The 19,756-nt window shown below is 71.0% G+C and carries 18 protein-coding genes; 8 read left to right on the top strand and 10 right to left on the bottom strand.

Annotation, left to right across the window (positions count from 1 at the left end; genetic code table 11):
- Positions 1-513: 513 nt before the first annotated feature.
- A complete protein-coding gene (locus tag BLS25_RS09365; RefSeq protein ID WP_074695781.1) occupies positions 514-1,581 on the top strand; it encodes an SDR family oxidoreductase in 1,068 nt (355 codons plus the stop codon).
- Positions 1,582-1,672: 91 nt separating this feature from the next.
- Here BLS25_RS09365 and BLS25_RS09370 read toward each other — a convergent pair whose 3' ends face one another.
- Together BLS25_RS09370 and BLS25_RS09375 are read right to left on the bottom strand one after the other, a co-directional pair.
- Positions 1,673-2,272, bottom strand: a complete 600-nt coding sequence (locus BLS25_RS09370) for a hypothetical protein (protein WP_074695276.1) — start codon at positions 2,270-2,272, stop codon at positions 1,673-1,675.
- Positions 2,273-2,457: 185 nt separating this feature from the next.
- Complete coding sequence (locus tag BLS25_RS09375; RefSeq protein WP_081349764.1) at positions 2,458-4,035, bottom strand: deoxyguanosinetriphosphate triphosphohydrolase family protein; 1,578 nt, start codon at positions 4,033-4,035, stop codon at positions 2,458-2,460.
- On the opposite strand from BLS25_RS09375, the gene BLS25_RS17275 reads away from it, so the two are divergent.
- Together BLS25_RS17275 and BLS25_RS09385 are read left to right on the top strand one after the other, a co-directional pair.
- A complete protein-coding gene (locus tag BLS25_RS17275) occupies positions 4,024-4,515 on the top strand; it encodes an amidohydrolase family protein (RefSeq protein ID WP_176786347.1) in 492 nt (163 codons plus the stop codon). The genes BLS25_RS09375 and BLS25_RS17275 overlap by 12 nt on opposite strands.
- A 308-nt stretch (positions 4,516-4,823) precedes the next feature.
- Positions 4,824-5,606 (top strand): alpha/beta fold hydrolase, encoded by a 783-nt coding sequence (locus tag BLS25_RS09385; RefSeq protein WP_074695278.1) that lies wholly within the window; start codon positions 4,824-4,826, stop codon positions 5,604-5,606.
- Between the two features lie 86 nt (positions 5,607-5,692).
- Here the strand turns inward: BLS25_RS09385 and BLS25_RS09390 are convergent, their stop codons facing one another.
- The 4 genes from BLS25_RS09390 to BLS25_RS09405 are packed head-to-tail and all read right to left on the bottom strand — an operon-like array spanning position 5,693 to position 11,250.
- Complete coding sequence (locus BLS25_RS09390; protein WP_074695280.1) at positions 5,693-8,047, bottom strand: beta-xylosidase/alpha-l-arabinosidase; 2,355 nt, start codon at positions 8,045-8,047, stop codon at positions 5,693-5,695.
- 7 nt (positions 8,048-8,054) lie between these two features.
- Complete coding sequence (locus BLS25_RS09395; protein WP_056224103.1) at positions 8,055-8,939, bottom strand: carbohydrate ABC transporter permease; 885 nt, start codon at positions 8,937-8,939, stop codon at positions 8,055-8,057.
- Positions 8,936-9,952, bottom strand: coding sequence for a carbohydrate ABC transporter permease (locus BLS25_RS09400; RefSeq protein ID WP_074695282.1), 1,017 nt, complete (start codon positions 9,950-9,952; stop codon positions 8,936-8,938). Before BLS25_RS09400 ends, BLS25_RS09395 begins: the two co-directional genes overlap by 4 nt.
- A gap of 11 nt (positions 9,953-9,963) precedes the next feature.
- Positions 9,964-11,250 (bottom strand): extracellular solute-binding protein, encoded by a 1,287-nt coding sequence (locus BLS25_RS09405; protein WP_074695284.1) that lies wholly within the window; start codon positions 11,248-11,250, stop codon positions 9,964-9,966.
- A gap of 174 nt (positions 11,251-11,424) precedes the next feature.
- Here BLS25_RS09405 and BLS25_RS09410 point away from each other — a divergent pair, with 174 nt between their 5' ends.
- The 3 genes from BLS25_RS09410 (at position 11,425) to mmuM (ending at position 13,941) form a co-directional block, all read left to right on the top strand.
- The gene (locus BLS25_RS09410) at positions 11,425-12,426 is read left to right on the top strand and encodes a LacI family DNA-binding transcriptional regulator (RefSeq protein WP_074695286.1); all 1,002 of its coding nucleotides are present in this window, start codon (positions 11,425-11,427) and stop codon (positions 12,424-12,426) included.
- 157 nt (positions 12,427-12,583) lie between these two features.
- Entirely contained in the window at positions 12,584-13,090 is a 507-nt protein-coding gene (locus BLS25_RS09415; RefSeq protein WP_074695288.1) for a MarR family winged helix-turn-helix transcriptional regulator, read from the top strand.
- Positions 13,087-13,941 carry a homocysteine S-methyltransferase gene (gene mmuM, locus BLS25_RS09420; RefSeq protein ID WP_074695290.1) on the top strand — a complete coding sequence of 285 codons (855 nt, stop codon included), beginning with the start codon at positions 13,087-13,089 and terminating at the stop codon, positions 13,939-13,941. Before BLS25_RS09415 ends, mmuM begins: the two co-directional genes overlap by 4 nt.
- A 33-nt stretch (positions 13,942-13,974) precedes the next feature.
- Here the strand turns inward: mmuM and BLS25_RS09425 are convergent, their stop codons facing one another.
- Positions 13,975-14,697 carry a TetR/AcrR family transcriptional regulator gene (locus tag BLS25_RS09425; RefSeq protein WP_074695292.1) on the bottom strand — a complete coding sequence of 241 codons (723 nt, stop codon included), beginning with the start codon at positions 14,695-14,697 and terminating at the stop codon, positions 13,975-13,977.
- A 79-nt stretch (positions 14,698-14,776) separates the two neighbouring features.
- On the opposite strand from BLS25_RS09425, the gene BLS25_RS09430 reads away from it, so the two are divergent.
- A complete protein-coding gene (locus BLS25_RS09430; RefSeq protein WP_256335564.1) occupies positions 14,777-15,649 on the top strand; it encodes an NAD(P)H-binding protein in 873 nt (290 codons plus the stop codon).
- 67 nt (positions 15,650-15,716) lie between these two features.
- Here BLS25_RS09430 and BLS25_RS09435 read toward each other — a convergent pair whose 3' ends face one another.
- Positions 15,717-16,190 (bottom strand): Lrp/AsnC family transcriptional regulator, encoded by a 474-nt coding sequence (locus BLS25_RS09435; RefSeq protein ID WP_056224088.1) that lies wholly within the window; start codon positions 16,188-16,190, stop codon positions 15,717-15,719.
- Between the two features lie 155 nt (positions 16,191-16,345).
- On the opposite strand from BLS25_RS09435, the gene ald reads away from it, so the two are divergent.
- Positions 16,346-17,431, top strand: a complete 1,086-nt coding sequence (gene ald / locus BLS25_RS09440; protein ID WP_056224086.1) for an alanine dehydrogenase — start codon at positions 16,346-16,348, stop codon at positions 17,429-17,431.
- A 27-nt stretch (positions 17,432-17,458) separates the two neighbouring features.
- Here the strand turns inward: ald and BLS25_RS09445 are convergent, their stop codons facing one another.
- Both BLS25_RS09445 and BLS25_RS09450 read right to left on the bottom strand, forming a co-directional pair.
- The gene (locus BLS25_RS09445; RefSeq protein WP_074695294.1) at positions 17,459-18,142 is read right to left on the bottom strand and encodes a response regulator; all 684 of its coding nucleotides are present in this window, start codon (positions 18,140-18,142) and stop codon (positions 17,459-17,461) included.
- Positions 18,139-19,743, bottom strand: a complete 1,605-nt coding sequence (locus BLS25_RS09450; RefSeq protein ID WP_074695296.1) for an ATP-binding protein — start codon at positions 19,741-19,743, stop codon at positions 18,139-18,141. The genes BLS25_RS09445 and BLS25_RS09450 overlap by 4 nt, the downstream gene beginning before the upstream one ends.
- Positions 19,744-19,756: the final 13 nt, after the last annotated feature.

A 19,756-nucleotide genomic window follows, 5' to 3' on the forward strand; every position in this document is an offset into this window, starting at 1 on the left:
GCACTGCCCCGGGGTGACGCGGCGCGTGCGCCTCCCGTTCGCTCGGGACGCGCCCCGCTCGCCGAGGTGCCCCTTACCGCCTCGGCGAGCGGACCGTGCCCCGGATCCGTGGTGGCGGTGGGCCGCCCCGGATCCGGGGCACTTTTTGGTGTGGCCGGCTCAGTCTGCATTTGTCGGGACATGGATGCCGCGGCATCCGGTGCTGAGGGGCATGTCCCCATTTCGGTGGGGGGGTGTCCCAGATTGTGCGGCTGGCGGGCTGTCCTGCCAGCGATTTTTGGGACATGGATGCCGCGGCATCCGGTGCTCAGCGGCGTGTCCCCATTTCGGTGGGGGGTGTCCCAGGTTGTGCGGCTGGCGGGGTGTCCAGCCAGCGTTTTTCGGGGCATGGACGCCGTGGCATCCGGGGCACGGAGGAACCTGTGGTCGGCGCCGGGCCGGAACCCGGCCGAGGAATACCGTTCGACCTTGCACGGTTTCCGTTCGTTCACCTCGACCGATGGGAACCCCGTTTTGACTGACTCCGCACATGCCCTCGTGGTCGGCGCCACCGGTATCGCCGGCGGCGCGCTGATCGACCGACTCTCCGACGAGGGATGGGCGGTGACCGGCCTTTCCCGTCGGCCCGGTGCGGAGCGTCCGGGTGTCGGATGGCGGTCGGCCGACCTGCGCTCGCCCGAGTCGTTGCACGCAGCGCTGGGCGACCTGCCCGTCACCCACGTCTTCTTCACCGCATGGTCGCGGCAGGACACGGAGGCCGAGAACATCGCCGTCAACGGCGGTATGGTCCGTGACCTGCTCGCGGCGCTCTCCGACGCTCCGGTGCGTCATGTCGCCCTGATGACCGGGCTCAAGCACTACCTCGGGCCGTTCGAGGCGTACGGCCAGGGCGAGATGCCCGACACCCCGTTCCACGAGGACGAGCCGCGACTCGACGTCGACAACTTCTACTACGCGCAGGAGGACGAGCTGTTCGCCGCCGCCCGCCGTCAGGGCTTCACGTGGTCGGTCCACCGTTCGCACACGGTTCTCGGCCATGCCGTCGGCAACGCGATGAACATGGGGCTCACGATCGCCGTCGCCGCCGCGATCAGCCGGCACACGGGCCGGCCGCTCGTCTTCCCCGGCAGCGAGACCCAGTGGAACGGCCTCACGGATGTGACCGACGCCGACCTGCTCGCGAGCCAGATGGTCTGGGCGGCGACGCACCCCGAGGGCGCTGACGAGGCGTTCAACACCGCGAACGGCGACGTCTTCCGGTGGCGCTGGATGTGGCCGCGCATCGCGGCAGACCTCGGCGTCGAGGCGGAGGGCTTCGACACGGCCCCGCGCCCGTTCGAACAGCAGATGGCCGATGCGGCGCCGGTGTGGGCCGAGATCGTCGAGCAGCACGGACTCGTCGAACCCGACATCACGCGCGTCGCCTCGTGGTGGCACACCGATGCCGATCTCGGGCGCGACATCGAGGTGATGACCGATATGTCGAAGAGCCGCCTCTCGGGGTTCACCGAGCACCACCGCACGCGCGACTCGTTCACGAAGCTCTTCGAGCGGTACCGCGCGGCGCGGCTCATCCCCTGAGGAGGAGCGACGGGGCGACCCATCCGTCGGCGGTGACACGGGGTCGCGCCCTATGGTTCCTGATGCCACGGCATCCGGAACCGTAGGGCCCTCACTCCGCAACGAAAGATGCCAATGCCGTCCGGTACGTCCTCGATTCTTCGCGGATCTCGGCCGTGACCAACAGGGCGTTCGGCCCCAGCGTCCGCACGTACGGACCGCGGCAGGCGAGGACGACGATGCGCTCGAGTCCACGTCGCCAGGCGGGGACCAGAGCCTCGAGATCGCGGCGCTCCGGATGCTCGTCGAGCGGTCTCGGAGCGGCCGATCGGGCAGCTTCGAACGAGCGTTCCTGCCACTCGCGGTACGAGGGGTCCTCGAACACGTCCTCGCCGAACTCGCTGCGCCACGACGGGCCCACGACTTGCGAGAGCAGAGTCTCCCGCTGCTCGGTGGGGAGGTCCCGGTCCATGAGCCGCTCCATCGCGGCATGATCGGTCGGCCGCCCCGCGTGCTCGATGATGCGCCGCCATAGCGAGGGCCAGACGGCCGCCCATCGGGAGCGTTCCGCCTCGGTCAGCTCACGGGCCGCCGGTGCGGGAGTGTCCGTCAGCAGCGGCGGGACATCTCCCTCGACGTCGAGGCCGTACGCCTCTCGCACCCAGAGCATCTCGTCGGCCGCGTGCGGGCGGTCTTCGATGGAGATCACCATGTCGTGAGGCCACGGGTTACCGGGATCGGGGTGTGTCGACCACATCTCCTCATGGTGACAAGGGACCCGGCGGCGCTCAACCCTCCGGACGCCACGCGAAGGTGCCGTTTAGCGGTTTGGGGCGCATCTTTCCGTTCGGGGCCTAAATTTCCCGCCCCGAACGGACGAACGCGCCCCGAACCGGCCTACAGCCGCTGCCCCAGCGCCCACAGACGGTCGGCGCGACCCGAGATCGCCTCCGACAGGGCGAACGCCTGCGAATCGGTGAGGGATGCCACGTAGTCCACGATTCCGCGGGATCGCGCGAGCTTCTCGGCCTCGGCGTCCGAGGGGCGACGCTCGACGGGAAGGGACGCGTACTGCTCGCGGGCCAGGGCGATGAGCTCGCGCAGCCGCCGAGGGGTGCGGGCGCGGTCGAGGTCGTCGTCGAGCCACTCGCCGAGCGCGCGCACCGACCGGGCCAGGATGCGGCTCATGCCGCGCTGCTGGATGGCGAGGTCGGGGCGGCTGAGCACGAACCTCTTGTGCACGAACTTCAACACCTCGACGTGGTGCCACGCCCAGGGCGACAGCACGACGGGCCCCGCGCGCGGGGTGTCGAGGGGACGGAGGTCCGCCGACTCCTGGAACCGGCGGATCCAGCGATCGGTGAAGGCGGCGAGGCGACGCTCCGCCGTCAGCGACCCGTCGAACGGGCGCGCCAGCAGGTCGGTCACCATCTCGGCATCCACGTCGCTGACGGCGGCGAGGAAGGCCTCGTCGTCGGCGATCCAGGGGTCGTCGCGGCGCATCTTGCGGCGCAGGCGCTCGAGGCCGGCGCCGGGCATGAGCTCGGCACGGACCTCGGCGTCATCGCGATCGCGCCACACGAGGACGTCGTCCAGCCACCCGCGGAACTCGGCGGCGATGGGGGCGTGGTCGAGGATCCCCGCGCGGTAGAAATCGTCCACGTCGTGCACCGAGTAGGCGATGTCGTCGGCGAGGTCCATCACCGCGCCTTCGACGCTCTGGCGGAGGGGCTCGGCATCCACTCCCTGCCGGGCTTCGACGAGATCGGCGAGGTCGAGGTCGTAGGCCGAGTACTTGTGTACGCGGTACGCGCCGTCGGGGGAGCGACGGATGCCGCGGGGCGGGCCGATCCGTTCGACGTCGGCGGGGTCGACCGACGGTGCCCACGGGTACTTCGCCGAGGCCGCGCGGACGGCCGCGGTGAGATTGAGCCCGCGCGGGGCGTTCTCGACCACGTCGAGGGCGGTGAGGATGCGATAGGTCTGGGCGTTGCCCTCGAAGCCGTCGGGGAGGCCGAGTTCTTCTCGCGCGAGACGGTCGAGGGTGGACTCGCCGAGGTGGCCGAAGGGCGGGTGGCCGAGGTCGTGCGCGTAGGCGGCCGCCTCGACGACGGTGGCGTTGCAGACGTCGCCCTCACCGGCCCGCCGGGAGCGGGTGTTCAGCTGTAGGGCGACGACGCGGGCGATCGCGCTGACCTTGAGCGTGTGGGTGAGGCGGTTGTGCACGGGGGCCCCGCCGATCGAGGGCGACACGACCTGCGTCACGGCGGACAGGCGCGAGAAGTACGGCGAGAACTGGATGCGCTCCAGATCGATCGACCACGGGTCGGTTCGGGCGTCGTCGCCGTCGGGGTAGACGCGCGAGGCGAGGTTGCCGACGGCGCGGTCGTGGCGCGAGCCGGCGTCGGGCCCACCGGACGCAGGGTGCGCGAGCGCAGCGGCTTCGGGGGGCGTGGTCTCGTCGTGCAGCGTCATCCGGTCCTCTCGCGGCGTCGATGGCGTGGGTCAACGCTAACGCGGCGCCGGGTCGTCGGCAGTGCCGGAGACGACCGCGATCGCCGGTGTTACATTCGACTCGCCCGCACTGTCGCACTCGAAGATCTCCTCGACGCCGGAACCATCGTGGCCATCGGTTCCGACTGGCCCATCGGGCCCTTCGACCCGCGGGAGATCATCGCGATCGCTGAGATGCGACGGCGGGTGGGCGCGGTCGACATGGGCGCGGTGGGGCCGTCGCAGCGGCTGACACGGGCAGAGGCCCTCACGGCGTACACGCTCTCTGCGGCGCAGACTGCCGGGGTGGACGAGGGGGCGATCGCCCCCGGGCGCAGCGCAAGCTTCACCGTGTTCCAGGGCGACCTTTTCGCCCCGCCCCCGACGACCTGCCTGCCGTGGCCATACGGGGCACGATCATCGAGGACGTGGTCGGTTTCGCCGCCGCCGTCGACGTCCTGAGCGGTCCCGCCGGCTGAGGTCGCCGCCCCGCCCGGGGCCGGCCCAGAGTCCAGAACACCCGGAGGGCCCGAGAATCCGTCCGGGTGTTCTGGACGTTCGAGCGGTGGTTCTCCGCTGCGCCGAGAGTCAATCTCGCCGCACCTCGACGTCGACCACGCGCTGTGCGCCGGCCGTGACGCGAGCATGATCGAGCGCATCTCGGAGCTTCATCGGCTCGCGCACTCCCCGCTTATACGCCTCCGTGCCGACCGCCGCAATCATCCGGGCCGCCGTGTACTCGAGAAGGCGCCCGGCTTAACGTTGCGAGTGTGACGCTGAACCATATTCGACGAGGGACGGGCAGCCCGCTGCTGCTGGTGCACGGCTTGGGCGCGGGCTGGCGATCCTGGGCCCCGGTCCTCGACGACCTGGCCCGGCACCGTGAGGTCATCGCCGTCGATCTGCCGGGGTTCGGTCAGACACCGCCGCTGTCCGGTGACGTTTCCATCGCCACGTTGACCGACTCCGTCGCGGACTTCATCCGCGAGCAGGGGCTGGATGCGGTCTCCACCGTCGGGCAGTCGATGGGCGGCCGAATCGTGCTCGAGCTCGCGCGGAGGGGAGTCGGCGCAGACACCGTGGCGTTGGACCCCGGCGGCTTCTGGAGTCCCCGTGAGCGTGCCGTCTTCGCCGCCACGCTGCGGCCGTCGATCGCGCTGGTCCGAGCATTGCGCGGCACGCTGCCGGCCCTGCTCGGCAACCCCGTCGGGCGGACGCTGCTCCTGGCGCAGCTGTCAACGCGACCCTGGGCTCTTTCGCGGGAAACCGTGCTGGCGGACGTGCGCGGACTGGCCGATTCCCCCTCGGTCGGAGACGCCATGGACGCCCTCACGAAAGGCCCGCTGCAACAGGGCGCCCCCGCAGGCACGGCACCCGGCCGGGTCACCATCGGGTGGGGTCGGCGCGATCTCGTGACGGTGCCGAAACAGGCCGATCGCGCCACGCGACTGTTCCCCGACGCCTCGCTCCACTGGTTCGAACGGTGCGGCCATTTCCCGCAATGGGACGCCCCCCGCGAAGCGACGCAACTCATCCTCGACCGCACCAGCTGATACAGAGGACTGCGCGACCGTCACCGGCAGCCGGGTTTCCGGGTTCGGCGCGAAACGTCGTGCTCGGTTTCGCGCCGAACCCGGCCTCACCCCCTCCGCACGTCCACCTCGACGATCCGCGCGTCATCGATGCCCACCTCGTACGCCGGCCCGGTGATCCGCAGCGTCACCGACTCGTCGACCGCCGCGCACGACGGCCCGAGCCGTAGCTCCACCTCGCCCGCCTCAACCACACGTCGCAGCGCACGATCGCTGTAGGCAAGACGCGATGCGGGCACGGTGAAGCGCACGTCGGCGCTCTCGCCGGGATCGAGTTCCACACGCGCGTACGCCACGAGCTGCGCGACGGGGCGCGTGACGGTCGCAACAGCACGATGCGCGTAGATCTGCACGACGTCGGCGCCGCACACGGCTCCGGTGTTCGTTACGCGAGCCGAGACGGTGAGCGCATCGCCGGCGCGCGCCTCGGCGGAGATTCCGGATGCCGGCACACCGGCGTCGCGGCGCGCGTGGGTCGCCGTGACTCCGTCCACCCGTAGCTCCCCCCTCTCGAACGTCGTGTACGACAACCCGAATCCGAACGGGCGCACGGGGGTGGGGTCGGTGCTCGTGACGCCTGACGGCCCGCCCAGCAGGGGGTGGAGGTAGGAGTAGGGCTGCGCACCGGCGGAGCGGGGGAGCGAGACGGGCAGACGCCCCGAGGGGGTGGCGTCTCCGGCGAGCAGCGCGGCCAGCGCGGGCCCGCCCTCCTCGCCGGGGAAGAACGCCTGCAGCACCGCTGCCGGTCCCGCGGCGACATCGAGCGCCCAGCCCAGGGCGTAGGGTCGACCGGTCAGCAGCACGAGCACGACGGGCGTGCCGGTCGCGACGACGGCCTCGACGAGCTGTCGCTGCACGCCCGGCAGTTCCAGCGAGTCGGCGTCGTTGCCCTCGCCGACCGTTCCGCGTCCGAAGAGCCCGGACCGGTCGCCGACGACAACGATCGCGACCTCGGCGTCGCGGGCGGCGGACACCGCGGCCTCCAGACCCGAGAGCTCCGTCCCCTCGACCTCGCATCCGCGGGTGTAGGAGACCTCGCCGAACAGCTCGACGAGTGCCTCGCGGACCGTCGGGATCTCGAAGCCCATCGGGGTTCCGGGGTGGTGCGCGAGCACGTGGTTGGCGAACGAATAGCAGCCCATCAGCGCCTCGGCGCTGTCGCCGTTCGGTCCGATGACGGCGATCCGCGTTCCGGCTGCGAGGGGAAGGACGCCGTCGTTGCGCAGCAGCACGGCCGATTCCTCGGCGAGTCGACGCGCGAGGGCGCGATGCTCGGCGTCGTCGAGGTCGACCGTGGTCGGGGCCTCGGAGAAGTCGGCATCCAGCAGCCCGAGGTCTTCCTTCTCGGCGAGCACGCGCGCGACCGCCCGGTCGACCACGGACTCGGGAAGGGCGCCGGATGCCACCCGCTCGGCCAGATACGGGTAGGCGTCGGGCCCCGGAAGCTCGACGTCGATCCCGGCCTCGAGGGCAAGCTGTGCGGCCTCGCCGCGGTCGGCGGCGATCCCGTGCATCGAGCGGAGGAACTCCACGGCGAAGTAGTCCGACACGACCGTGCCGTCGAACCCCCACCGGCGGCGGAGGAGGTCGGTCAGCAGCTCGGGGCTCGATGCGACGGGCACCCCGTCGATCTCGGTGTAGGAGTTCATGACGCTGCGCACGCCGCCGTCGCGCACGGCCATCTCGAACGGGGGGAGGAAGACGTCCTGCAGTTCGCGCTGCCCGGCCGACACGGGGGCGTGATTGCGCCCGGCGCGCGAGGCGGAGTATCCGACGAAGTGCTTCAGTGTCGCGTGCACGCCCGCCTCCTGGAGCCCGCGGACGTACGCCGTGCCGATCGTGCCGACCACGTACGGGTCTTCGGCGATGCACTCGTCGACGCGTCCCCACCGGGCGTCGCGCACCACGTCGAGCACCGGAGCGAGCCCCTGATGCACACCGACCTCGCGCATCGAGCGACCGATCGCGGATGCCATGAGCTCGACGGCATCCGGATCGAAAGACGCCCCCCAGGCCAGGGGTGTGGGGAAGGTCGCCGCCTTCCACGCCGCGAATCCGGTGAGGCATTCTTCGTGCACGAGCGCGGGGATGCCGAGGCGCGTCTCGGTCTGCAGGCGACGCTGTTCGCCCCACAGCCACTGGGCGCGCTCGACCGGGTCGACCGGTCGCGTGCCGTAGACACGGGTCAGGTGGCCGAGGCCGTGCACCGTGGCATCGGCGTAGGCGGTGGTGGTGACCTTCTCGCCCGAGAGGGGGGCGACGACCTCGTCGCCCTGGTCGACCCAGTACCCGACGAGCTGCGCGAGCTTCTCGTCGAGGGTCATCTCGGCCACGAGCGCTCGCACGCGGGGGGACGTTCCGGATACCCGGGCAGCACCGACGTCGGTGTTCTGGATGGTCATGGTGGGGTCAGCCCTTCACGGCGCCGGTGAGGCCGCCGACGATCCGACGCTCGAAGACACTGAAGAACAGCAGAGCGGGGATCATCGACAGCGAAGTGAATGCCAGGACCCGCGCGGTGTCGACGGAGTACTGCGAGGCGAAGGCCTGTGTGCCGAGAGGCAGCGTGAAGGCGGCCTCGTTGTTGAGGATGAACAGCGGCAGCATGTACGAGTTCCAGCTGTTGACGAAGGCCAGGATGCCGACGGTCACGACCGCGGGGACGGCGAGGGGCAGCACCATGCGCCAGAAGAAGCCGAGCCGCCCGAGCCCGTCAATCGAGGCGGCCTCCTGTAGCTCGCTCGGGATCGCCGCGAGGAACGGCGACAGGATGATGATCGTCAGCGGCAGGGCGAACGCGATCTGCGGAACGATGACGCCCGCGAGCGAGTTCATCAGGCCGAGGTTGCGAACGAGGATGTACAGCGGCGTGATGGCCACGGTCATCGGGAACATCAGGCCCGCGGTGAACAGCGCGAACACCGCGCCGCGACCGCGGAAACGGTAGCGCGCCAGGGCGTAGGCCGCCATCAGACCCAACGCGACGACGAAGACCGTCGTGGCGATCGCCGCGATGGCGGAGTTGCCGACCTGGCCCCAGAAGATGGGGCTGCCGAGCACGTCGGCGTAGTTCTGCCAGTTCCAGGTGGTCGGGAAGCCCGCCGGGTCGACGGTGATCTCGGCGTTCGAGCGGAAGCCGCCGAGGATGATGTAGACCACGGGGGCCAGCATCATGCCGATCAGCAGCAGGGCGACGAAGCCGACGAGCACCGAGGTGGAGCGCTTCGCCCCGGCGGGGGAGCGCAGCGACGAGCGCGGGGCCTTGGGGGCCACGAGCGTGGCGGTAGCGGTCATTTGGTGCCTCCGGTGAGGGCGCCGGCGGTGTCGCGCCGCAGCACGAAGCGCTGGTAGACGAGGGCGACGGCGAGCGAGATGAGGAACATGACCACGGCCACGGCGCTGCCGTAGCCGAAGCTGCCCGCGTTGCGGCCGTTGGCGACCATGTAGGTGGCCATGGTCGAGGTGCCGGCGGTCGACGCGACGTACTGGCCCCAGATGATCCAGACGAGGTCGAACAGTTGCAGCGAGCCGATGATCGACAGGAACGCCCAGATGCGGATGGTCGGACCCATCAGCGGCAGCACGATGTGGCGCTGGATCTGCCAGTACGAGGCGCCGTCGATGGCCGCGGCCTCGCTGAGCTCTTCGGGAATGCCCTGGAGCCCGGCGAGGAACAGGATCACCGCGAAGCCGATGTATTTCCACGTGATGATGATCAGCAGCGTCCAGATGGCGAGCGCCGGGTCGGAGATCCAGTCGGCGCGGAGGGCGCCGAGCCCGATCTTCTCGAGAGCCCCGTTCAGCGCTCCGCCCGACTGCAGCATGAGGCCCCAGCCGAGACCGACCACGACCTCCGAGATGACGTAGGGCACGAAGATCAGCACGCGGATGAGCGACTGCGCCCGCATCTTGCGGTTCAGCAGCAGCGCGAGTCCGAGGGCGAGGGGCCCCTGCAGGACGAGAGAGCCGCCCACGATGAACGCGTTGTGGCCGAGGGCCTCGTGGAACGCGGGGTCGGTGAGGATCGTGACGTAGTTGCGGATGCCGACGAAGTCGACCGGAGTGCCGAAGCCAGACCACTTGTAGAAGCCGTAGTACGCGGCCAGGGCGACGGGGAGGATGACGAACGACACGAAGACCACCAGGGCGGGCCCCAGGAGGATCGCGAGTTCGCCGCGGATGCGCCAGTTCTCGAGCCGTCGCCGCGCGGGCGGCCGCCCGGCTGAGGGGGTGCGCTGCGCACCCTCCCCGGCCGGGCGGCGAGACCCGGCGGCGTCGGTCGCCGAGGCGGCGAGCTGCGTCGTCATGAGCGGTGTCCTCAGCGGGAGGCGGCGGCGTTGACGGCGTCGACGATGCCCTGCGGCGAACCCTTGCCGGCGAACATGTCGACGACGGCGACGTTCAGCGCGTTGCCGACGTTCTGGCCGTAGAGGGTGTCGAGCCACACCGAGACGTAGGGAGCCTTCGAGTAGGCCTCGAGCACCGACTTCAGCGCGGGCGTCGTCACCGCTCCCTCGGCCTCGCTCGAGGCGGGGAGGGTCTGGAACGCCTTCGCGTAGGCCTCCTGGTTCTCCTTGTTCACGAGGAAGTTCAAGAAGTCGGTGCACTGCGCGGGAGCGTTGACCCAGCACGAGTAGCCGTCGACGCCGCCCATCATGGCGCCCGGCTCGCCGTCTCCGCCCGAGACCTCGGGGAAGGGGAACCAGCCGAGGTCGGCCAGGGGCTGCTCGTCGGGGGTCAGCGAGGCGATCACGCCCGGGTCCCACGCGCCCATGAGCTCCATGGCGGCCTGATGGTTGGCCAGCAGGCCCGCCGACGAACCGGCGCCCTGCTGGGCGGCGGTGGTGAGGAAGCCGTCGTTGAAGGGCTGGGTGGCGAGGAAGGACTGCAGGTCTTCGCCGGCCTTCAGCCAGCACGGGTCGTCGAAGCTGCGGCTCGCGGCGGCGGAGTCGAGCACGTCCTTCGAGCAGGCGCGCAGTGCGAAGTTGTAGTACCAGTGGGCGGCGGGCCAGGCGTCCTTCGCGCCGACGGCGATCGGGGCCACACCGGTCGCCTTGATCTTGGCGTTGGCCGCCTCGAGCTCGTCGATGGTCTTCGGCGCCGCGGTGACGCCGGCGGCGGTGAGCAGGTCTTGAGAGGTGAAGATGCCCGAGGGGAGCACAGCGACGGGCATGCCGTAATTCTTGCCGTCGATCTCGAACGCCGACAGCGAGGAGCCCAGCGCGGTCTTGGCGTCGGCCGAGATCTTGTCGGTCAGGTCCATCGCCTGGCCGGCGGTGACGATGTCGGCGAGCTTGCCGCCGCCGCGGGCCATGAACAGGTCGGGGGCGTCGCCCGAGTTGAGGGCGGTCTGGAGCTTGCCGTCCATCTCCTCGTTCTGCACGGCCTGGATCTCGATGGTGACGCCCGGATTCGCCGCTTCGAAGGCGGCGGCGGTGTCTTCCCAGTACTTCTTGCCGTCGCCGGTGGTGGAGTTGTGCCAGAGCGTCAGGGTGACGCTGCCGTCGGCGTTCTGGCCGCTGCCGCCGCCTGCGGCGCACCCGCCGAGAGCGAGGGTGCCGGCCACGGCGAGGGCCGCTCCGGCGAGGATCTTGCGCGTGTTCATGTGATTCCCGTTTCTCTTCGTCGAGGTGCGCCGTGGGACGCGTCGGTGTTCGGCTGCTCCGCCGTTCATGCGCTTCTCGGGGTCTGCTGCTCCCGAGGTGTCAGCAGTGTCGCCCGCGGGCGGAGGGGTCGTCAAACGTTTTCGAAAATGATTTCCACGCTAGGGTCGGATGCCATGACGAGGCGCCCGACCATTCACGACGTCGCCGCGGCGGCCGGGGTCTCGGTGGCCACGGTGTCGAAAGCGGTGAACGGTCGCTACGGCGTCTCGCCCGAGACGGTGAGCCGCGTGCTCGACGCGGTGAAGACCCTCGGCTACGAATCCAGCCTCGTCGCGAGCAGCATGCGCTCGCGCCGCACCGGCGTGATCGGCGTACTCGTGGCCGACATCGAGCCGTTCTCGGCCGAGATCCTCAAGGGCGTCGGGGGAGCCCTGTCCGACACCGGGTACGACCTGCTCGCGTACACCGGTGCCCGTCGCGACGGCGAAGGGTGGGAGCGTCGCTCGCTCAGCCGCCTGAGCGGAACGCTCATCGATGCGGCGATCATCGTCACCCCCACGGTCGTCAACGTCTCGGGCGAGGTGCCGATCGTCGCGATCGACCCGCACACGGGCCGAGGTGATGTGCCGACCGTCGAGTCCGACAGCTACACCGGTGCGCAGCAGGCGGTGCACTACCTGGCGCAGCTCGGTCACCGCCGCATCGGGTTCATCGCGGGGCGTCCCGACCTGCGCTCGGCGGGCGCCCGCGCCTCGGGGTACCGCGCGGGACTCGCGGCCGCCGGCATCGCCTTCGACCCCGCTCTCGTCGGCGTCGGCCGCTACGCCCAGGACGTCGCCCGCGAGGCCGCCGAGGCCATGCTCTCGCTCGACGATCCGCCTACGGCGGTGTTCGCGGCGAACGACCTGTCGGCGTTGTCCATCATCGAGGTCGCCGGCGCGCGCGGACTGACCGTGCCCGACGACCTGTCGGTGGTCGGTTTCGACGACGTCCCCGAGGCCGCGCGCGCCCAACCGGCCCTGACCACCGTCCGCCAGCCGATGAAGCGCCTCGGCGCCGAGGCCGTGCGGATGGTGCTGACGCTCCTCGCCGGTGACACTTTGCCCGAGACGCACATCGAACTGCGGACCCGCCTCGTCGCGCGCGGGACGACGGCGCCCCCGCGCGTGCGCTGAAGCAGGCGGGGCGGGGGACGCCGGCATCCGGCGTCTTTTCCGCAACGTGCGGACACGTCTCGAACCGTCCGGACCCACCGACGCTCGACGCTCGTTCGCCGCGTCCGCACCGCCCGTCGCGCGCCGCGACACCCCCCGGCTCCGGTACCGTCGAAGAATGCCTACCGCGAGCAGTAAAGACGACGAGGTCGACCTCCTCATCGACGCCTGGTCGCAGCTGCTGCCCGAGGTCGACCTGACACCCCTCGACGTGATGTCGCGCCTGCGTCGCGCGGCCTTCCACCTGTCGAAGCTCCGCGCGAAAGCCTTCGCGAGTGCCGACATCGCCGTGTGGGAGTTCGACGTGCTCGCGGTGCTCCGGCGCGCGGGCACCGAGCTCAGCGCCACGCGCCTGATCACCGCCACCATGATCGGCAGCGCAGCGATGACCAACCGCCTCGACAAGCTCGCCGAGCGCGGCCTCGTGAACCGACGCCCCAACCCCTCCGACGGTCGTGCGATCCTCGTCGCGATCACCGCCGAGGGCATCGAGCGGGTGGATGCCGCGATGACCGAGCTCGTCCGCCTCGAGGCCGACGCCCTGCGCGATGTCAGCCGACAGGACCAGGCCCTCCTCGCGAGTGCCCTGCGCGTCCTCGCCGCCGGCGAGACGCACGAGGCGTGATCGACCTCGCCACCGCTCTGACCGAGCGCCCCGTCATCCTCGATGGCGGCCTCGGCACGCTGCTCGAGGCGCGCGGAAACGACGTCACGAGCGATCTCTGGTCGGCGCGAGTGCTGCGTGACGACCCCGACGAGGTGCGCGCCGCCCACGCCGAGTTCGTCGCCGCGGGCGCCGAGGTCGTGATCACCGCGTCGTACCAGATCGGTTTCGCCGGACGGATTCCGGATGCCGAGGTCGAGGCGCTGCTGCACCGTGCGGTGGCCGTGGCGCGAGAGGCCGGCGCGGCGGTGGTCGCGGCATCCGTCGGCCCGGTCGGAGCGCTCCGCGCCGACGGCAGCGAGTACACCGGCGCGTACGGGCTCTCGCTCGCCGAGCTGCGCGAGGCTCACCGCCGACGCCTGCACGTGCTCGCGGATGCCGGAGCCGACGTCCTCGCGATCGAGACCATTCCCTCGCCGCTAGAGGTGGAGGCCCTCGCGCTCGAGCTCGCCGCGCTCGACATGCCCGCTTTCGTCAGCCTCTCGGCCGACAGCACCGGTTTCGCGGGGAGCGGGGCGCTCGCCGCGGCACTGCGCGAAGCGGCATCCGCCCCCGGTGTCGTCGCCGTGGGCGTCAACTGCTGCGCTCCCGGCTCGGTACTGCCCGCGCTCGAAGACGCCCCGGGCCTGCCGCTGGTGGTCTACCCGAACACGGGCGAGACCTGGGATGCCGCAAGCCGCACCTGGCACGGCGGCGCCGCCCCGCTCGCCGACGACGCGCCCGCGTGGGTCGCCGCCGGCGCGCGTCTGGTCGGCGGTTGCTGCCGGTCGACGCCCGCCGACATCGCCGCGATCGCGGCCGCGGTGCGCTGAGATCCGCTCGCGCCGCCCGTTCCCGACGTCGCGTCAGTGACTGTCGATGATTCGGTCGAGCCATTCGGCGAGCAGAGCGCGCTCGGGGACTGAGAGGGCGGTGAGGTCGTCGGTGACTGCGCGCAGGGTGATGGCGGCGGCGCGATGCGCGGCGGGCATCTCCTCTGCCGCGGACTCTTCCTGCTCGATGAGAATTCGATCGAGGACGGCGTCGAGCAGAGTGGTCGCCAGTTCGGGGTCGCGCTCGCCGATCGGCTGTTCGAGGAGCGACAGAATGGCGCCCGTGCCGGCGGCGTGGATCAGCGCGACGGCGCGAGCCTCGGCGACGCGTAAGAGCCCCGCCGCGGCCACGCGGCGCACTCGCTCCTCGAGCGCGCGGACGCCGTTCGCGAGGGCGGGGGAATCCCGGCCGCGGCGCGGGTCGCTGAGGATGACGTAGAGGTCGGCGTTGTCGAGGCCGAACCGCACCGTCTCGCCCCACGCTTCGCGGAGTTCGCCCACCGGATCCGTCGAGGCGGGGGCAGACGTCAGGGCGGAGGTCTTCGACGCGCTGAAGAGGGCCATCGCGTGCTCGGCGACCGCGTCGAGCAGGCCGTCCTTGTCGCCGAACAGGCGGTAAATCGTCGGAGCCTGAACGCCCGCGCGTTCGGCTACCGCCCGCGTCGTGACGCCCGCCGACCCTTCGGTGCGGAGGATCTCCGCCGCGGCTCCCACGATCCGCTCACGCACGTCGTCTCGGGGCGCCGGAGGAGTCATGGTTCGACGATAACAAACACTTGTTATCAGCGGTAATCGCTGTTAGCTTCCCACTGTTTCCGTCGATAACAAAAGGAGCATGACGATGATCACCATCACCGGCGCAACGGGCGCCCTGAACGGCCGGACGGTCGACCACCTGCTGCAGACCGTCGGCCCCGCGGACCTCACTCTCGTCGTCCGCGATCCCTCTCGCGCCGGGCGATTCGCCGAGCGCGGAGTGGCGGTTCGTCGCGGCGACTACGCGGACCCGACGAGTCTCCCGTCGGCGTTCGAAGGTGCCGATCGGTTGCTCCTCGTCTCGTCGAACGATCGGGGCGCCGACGCCGTCGCCCTGCACGCCGCGGCCGTCGACGCCGCGCGGATCGCCGAGGTCGGTCACGTGCTGTACACGAGCCACCAGGGTGCCCACGCGGCCTCCCCCTTCGGTCCCGCGCGCGACCACGCGGCGACCGAGGCGCTGCTCGCCGACTCGGGCCTGCGGTGGACGGCGCTGCGCAACGGGTTCTACGCGCACTCGCTCGAGTGGATGCTCGGGCCGTGGCGCGAGTCGGGCGTCGTGGCGGTGCCCGCCGACGGGCCGGTGTCATGGACCTCGCGCGAAGACGCAGCCGAGGCTGCTGCGGTTCTCCTCCTGAGCGACGAACTGCCTCAGGGGCCCGTGACGCTCACGGCGGCCGACGCACCCCGTTTCGCCGACCTCGCGCGCTGGGCGGGAGAGGCGGCCCACCGCGACGTGGGCTTCGAGGTGGTCGACGAGGGCGAGTGGGCGCGCAGGGCGATCGCAGCCGGCCAACCCGAGGCTGCGGTCCCGTTCACTCTGGGGTTCTTCCGCGCGGTGTCCGGTGGCTTCTTCGGCGGAACCGCCCCGACGCTCCCGGACCTCCTCGGGCGTGAGCCCGTCACGGCGAGGAGCGTCGTGGAGTCGTTCGTAGGCTCGCCGTCCGCGTGAGGGGTCAGACGTTGTCGCCTGGGGCGCCTCGAAGCGACGATTCCTGACCCCTCACGCGGGGGTGTGGTCAGTCGAAATCCGCCGCGAGGGCGTTGCGGTGGTACTCGAAGATGATGCTCGTGCGCGTCGAGGCGACGCTGTGTCGGGCCGAGAGGTGGTCGACGACGAAGCGGCGCACGGCCGACGAATCGTCGACGGCGATGTGCACGAGGAAGTCGTCGGCGCCCCCGAGGAAGAACAGCTGGATCACGTCGGGGTGGCGGCGGATCTCGTGCGCGAACGCGCGGATGCTCTCCTGTCGCTGCCCCGGGCGCAGGGTCACCCCGACGATCGCCTGCAGTCCGCGGCCGAGGCGACTCTGGTCGACGGCGGCGTGGAACCCGGTGATGAGCCCGCGGTCGACGAGGCCCCGCAGGCGGGCATGGGCGGTGGATGCCGCGACCCCGAGCTCCTCGGCGAGGGCGGCGTTCGTCATCCGCGCGTCGGCCGACAGCAGCTCGATGGTGCGCGCGTCGAGGGGGTGCAGGTCGTCGTCGGCCACCGTAGATCCTTCGCGTCGTCGAGCACAGTGGGGGTCATTTAGCCGATGATATCGCCAGGCAAGCCGCAAGAACCGAAGAATCTGCGGAGAAACACCACAGAAACACTCTTTTCTGCGATCCTCTCGGCAACGCTCATCCGCTCGAGGAGGAACCCATGCGCGTGTCCGTGCCGACCGAGATCAAGAACAACGAGAACCGCGTCGCCATGACGCCCGCGGGGGTCGATTCGCTCGTCCATCGTGGTCACGAGGTCTTCGTGCAGGCGGGTGCGGGTGAGGGCAGCGGCTTCTCCGATGAGCAGTACCGCGCGGCCGGGGCCGAGATCGTCGACACCGCCGAAGAGACCTGGGCGCGCGCCGAACTGCTGGTGAAGGTCAAAGAGCCCATCGCATCCGAGTACGGATTCCTGCGCCGCGACCTCACGCTCTTCACGTACCTGCACCTCGCGGCCGACCGGCCGCTGACCGACGCCCTCATGGCCGCCGGTACCACGGCCGTGGCTTACGAGACGGTGCAGACCGCCGACCGCGCGCTGCCGCTCCTGGCGCCGATGAGCGAGGTCGCCGGTCGGCTGTCGATCATCGAGGGCGCGCACCACCTGCTGCGCGCCTCGGGCGGGCGCGGGCTGCTCCCCGGCGGCGTCCCCGGCACCCCGAGGGCGAAGGTCGTCGTGATCGGCGGCGGCGTCGCGGGCGAGCACGCCGCGGCCAACGCCCTCGGACTCGGTGCCCGCGTCACGGTGATCGACATCTCGCTGCCCAAGCTCCGTCAGCTCGAGGAGCGCTTCGGCGGCGCGGTCGAGACCCGCGCCTCGACTCGCCTCGAGATCGCCGAGCAGCTCGCCGACGCCGACCTCGTGATCGGCTCGGTGCTCATCCCCGGCGCCGCCGCCCCCAAACTCGTCACCGACGACATGGTGGCCGCGATGAAGCCGGGCTCGGTGCTCGTCGACATCGCGATCGACCAGGGCGGCTGCTTCGAGGGCTCGCGTCCGACCACGCACGACGCGCCCACCTTCCGCGTGCACGAGGCGCTGTACTACTGCGTGGCGAACATGCCGGGCGCGGTGCCGCACACCTCGACGCGGGCGCTGTCGAACGCCACCCTGCCGTACATCACGCGCATCGCCGAGCAGGGCTGGGAGGCCGCGGCATCCGCCGATCCCGCCCTCGCCAAGGGCCTGAACGTGCGCGCCGGCGTGGTCGTGAACGAGGGCGTCCGCGCCGCCTTCGACCTCTGAGCCGGTGGGCGTGCGGACGCCCGGCCGTCAGCCGCGCACCCAGGCGTAGGTGATCTCGGGGCGGCCCTGTCCGCCGTAGCGCGGCACACGGCGGACGCGACCCACGTCGGCGAGGTGCTCGAGATACCGGCGCGCGGTCACGCGCGACATGCCCTCGCTCTCACCGACCTCGGTCGACGACACCGCGCCCGCGGCGGTGCGCACCCTCTCGGCGACGGCCTGCAGCGTCTCGTCGCTGAGGCCCTTCGGCAGCCCCGGTGCGGTCACGGTGCGCAGCGACCCGAGCAGGGCGTCGACCTCCGACTGAGTTGCGTCGCCCGCCGCGCGGTCCAGTCCCTCGACGTAGGAACGGTACGCTTCCAGCCGCTCCCGGAACGCCGCGAACGCGAACGGCTTGATCAGGTACTGCACGACCCCGATCGACACGGCCGCCCTCACGGTCGCGGCGTCGCGCACGGCTGTCACGGCGATGATGTCGACGCGCGATCCGGTGGCGCGCAGCCGGCGTGCCACGTCGAGACCCGAGCCGTCGGGCATCGTCATGTCGAGCAGGACGAGATCGATCCGCCGGTCGGGATCGGCCAGCGCGGTGACAGCGGCGCGCGCCCCCGCGGCCTGCCCCACGACCTCGAAGCCCGGTAATCGCTCGACGTACGCGCTGTGGAGTTCGAGGGCGAGGGCGTCGTCGTCCACGACCAGCACGCGGATCACGAGACCACCGCCTCGGCGACGGCGGGAAGGAAGACGCGGACGGTGGTGGGGTCCGCCACGACCTGCAGGGTTCCACCGTGGGCGGCGACGATATCGCGCACGAGGGCGAGGCCCACGCCCCGGCCACCGGGGGCGTGCGCAGGCTTGGTCGACGCCCCGAAGGCGAACGGGTCGGGCAGCGACGGGTCGAAACCGGCCCCGCTGTCCGAGACGTCGAGCACCACGTCGCCACCGCCTTCGCGGAGGGTCGCGCGCACCCATCGGGGTTCGGCGCCTGCCGCTGCGGCATCCAGGGCGTTGTCGACAAGGTTGCCCACCACGGTGACCGCCTCGGCCGCGGCGAGGGGGAGTGCGGGCGTGGGCTCGGCGACGTCGAGGTCGAGGCGCACTCCGCGTTCGGACGCCTCGTCGAGCTTGCCGAGCAGGAGGGCGACGACCACGGCGTCGTCATCGTCCGAGACGAGGCGATCGGCGAGCTCTTGCCGTTCGCCGGTCGAGGCCACGATCAATCGGCGGGCCTCGTCGATGCGTCCGAGTTCGAGCAGCGCCAGCAGGGCATGCAGCCGGTTGCCGTGCTCGTGGGTCTGGGAACGGAGGGTGTCGCTGAGGGTCCGGACCCCCTCGAGCTCACCGAGCAGTGCCTGCAGCTCCGAGCGGTCGCGCAGCGTCATGACTCGGCCGCGCTCGGGCGCGCGACGCCCCGCGAGATCACGTGCTTCCTCCTGGTTGACCAGCAGCACCCGCTCTCCGTTCACGACGGTCTCCTCGACCATGCGCCGACCGCTCGCGATGGCCTCGGCGAGGCCGGCATCCATGTCGACCGCGCGCGGATCGAGTGAGACCTGCCCGCTGGAGGCGGGAGGAAGGCCCAGAAGGTCAGCGGCTTCGTCGTTGTAGAGCACGATGCGTCCGGAGCGATCGGTGACCACGAGACCCTCGCGGAGGGAGTGCAGCACCGTCTCGTAGCTCTCGACGAGGCGCGACAGTTCGGCGGGCGTGTACGAACCGGTCACGCGTCGGGCACTGCGGCGGACGTAGAGGGCGCCGAGAACCCCCATCCCGACGATGGCGGCGGATGCCAGCACGATCAGTGGTGCGCGAGCGGCGAGGTCCTGCTGCACGGCGCCGAGCGTGACCCCGACGGCGACGAGGCCCACGATGTCGCCGTTCTCGTCGCCGCCGTCGCGGATGGGGACGATGGTGCGCACCGAGGGACCGAGAGTGCCCTCGTAGACCTCGGTGAACGTCTGGCCGGCGAGGGCTTCGGTTCGCGAGCCGATGTACTGCTGGCCGATCTCGGACCGGTTGCGGTGGGTGAGGCGGATGCCGTCGGGGGTCATGATCGTGACGAACGACAGGTCGGCGTCGGGGAGGATCTGCTCGACCATCGGCTGCAGCGCAGCGGAGTCGCGCTGCACCACGAGAGCCGCCACGTCGGGCTCGTGCGCCAGCGTCTCGGCCACCGAACGCGTGACCTTCTCGGCCTCGCGCTGTCCGGAATCGCTCAGCTGCACCGACAACAACGCCGCCAGGACGCCGGCGACCAGGATCACGACGCCGAGGGACACCAATGCCAGGCGTCCACCCACGCTCAGTCTCATCACCCCGCCCTTC

Source organism: Microbacterium testaceum StLB037 (genome assembly GCF_900104345.1).
GTDB classification, from domain to species: domain Bacteria; phylum Actinomycetota; class Actinomycetes; order Actinomycetales; family Microbacteriaceae; genus Microbacterium; species Microbacterium testaceum_A.